Annotated in this window: 1 protein-coding gene; it reads left to right on the top strand. The window is 76.7% G+C overall.

Features of this window, described 5'->3' with window-relative positions:
* Nucleotides 1-1,833 (top strand): type I polyketide synthase (locus tag B056_RS36020; protein WP_154676955.1); only part of this gene is annotated, 1,833 nt, incomplete at both ends.

Raw genomic sequence — 1,833 nt, 5'->3', positions numbered from 1 at the left:
CCCCTTCCAACGACGGCACTTCTGGTTCCAGGCGCCGAAGGCGTGGGCCGCCCGGGACGAGGACCTGCTCGGCGCCGCCGTGGAGCGCGCCGACGACGGCGGCCTGCTGTTCACCGGCACCCTCGACCTCGACCGCCACCCCTGGCTCGCCGACCACGTCATCAGCGGCCGGCCGCTCGTGCCGGGCAGCCTGTTCGTCGACCTCGCGCTGCGCGCCGGCCTGCGCGCCGACGCTCCCGTGCTCGACGACCTGACCCTGCAGACGCCGCTGCTCCTGCCGGAGCGCGGGACGCTGAGCGTGCAGGTCTCGGTCGGCGGCGTGGACGAGCACGGCAGCCGCGCGCTGACCGTGCACTCTCGGCCGGGTGAGGAGGACCCCTGGGCCCTGCACGCCACCGGTGTCCTGCGCCAGGAGGAGATCGCGGGCGCGGACCTCCCGGCGCCGGCCGCGGAGCTCTGGCCACCGGCCGGCGCGGACCCGCTCGACGTGGCGGACGTGTACCGGCGCCTGGGTGCGCTCGGCTACGACTACGGCGCGGGCCTGCGCAACGTGACGGCGGCCTGGCAGGCCGGGGACACGTTGCTCGCCGAGGTCCGCCTCGGCGCCGGCGCGGACCTCGACGGGAACACCGGCGAAACCGGCGACGCGGCAGGCGCTGCCGGGACCGGCAGGACGGACGGGGAGCTTTTCGCGCTGCATCCGGCGCTGCTCGACGCCGCCCTGCACCTGCTGCCCCTGTACGGCGGGGCGGACGGGGTGCGGGTGCCGTTCTCCTGGACCGGAGTCCGGCTCGCCGCCGTCGGCGCGACCACGGTGCGGGTCCGGCTCACACCGGCCGAGGACGGTTCCGTCTCGGTTCTGCTCGCCGATCCCGACGGCCTGCCGGTGGCCTCGGCGCGCTCCCTGACGCTGCGCGCCGTACCCGCGGACGCGTTCGCACCCGCGACCGACGCCCTGTACACGCTGGAGTGGCACCCGGTCGCGACGGACGCCGCGACGACCGGCGCCGCCGGCACGGCCGGAGACCTTCAGGCGGAGGGCATCGAGCTACGGCGGGTCGCGGGCGGCCGGGAGGCCGTGGTCGTGGCCGGTGAGGTCCTGGCACTGGTCCAGGACGCGCTGGCGCGCGACGCGGACGCCGAGGTGGGCCCGGGCTCCCGGCTGGCCGTCGTCACCTCCGCCGCGGTCTGGACCGGCCCCGCCGACCTGGACGTCGACCCGGCCGCGGCCACCGCCTGGGGTCTGCTGCGCAGCGCGATGTCGGAGCATCCCGACCGGTTCCTGCTCCTGGACGTCGACGGCGACGCCGCGTCGGAAGCCGTCCTGCCCGTCGCGTTGGCCACCGCGCTGCGCACGGGTGAGAACCAGCTGGCACTGCGCGCCGGACGACTGTTCGCCCCCCGGCTGCAGCGGCTGCCGGCGAGCACGGCACCGACGGGCGGCGAGCCGGCGGACGAGCCGCGGCACGAACAGGGCACCACGCTGATCACCGGAGCCACCGGGGCGCTCGGCGGGTTGATCGCCGAACGACTGGTGACCCGGCACGGGGTTCGCCACCTGCTGCTGGTCAGCCGCCGCGGCCTGGACGCACCGGGCGCCGACCGCCTGCTCGCGCGACTACGGGAGCTGGGCGCGCACGCCCGCCTGGTCGCCTGCGACACGGCCGACCGGGACGCGCTGGCCGCGCTGCTCGCGACCATCCCGGCCGAGCAGCCGCTCACCGCCGTCGTGCACGCAGCCGGGGTGCTCGACGACGGCACCATCGAGACCCTCACCCCCGACCGCCTCACCACCACCCTCACCCCCAAAGCCGACGCCGCCACCCACCTCCA

Source organism: Parafrankia discariae (assembly GCF_000373365.1).
Taxonomy (GTDB): Bacteria; Actinomycetota; Actinomycetes; order Frankiales; family Frankiaceae; genus Parafrankia; species Parafrankia discariae.
Note: the sequence above shows the minus strand (reverse complement) of the source record. Positions and strands in the feature narration are given on the sequence as shown.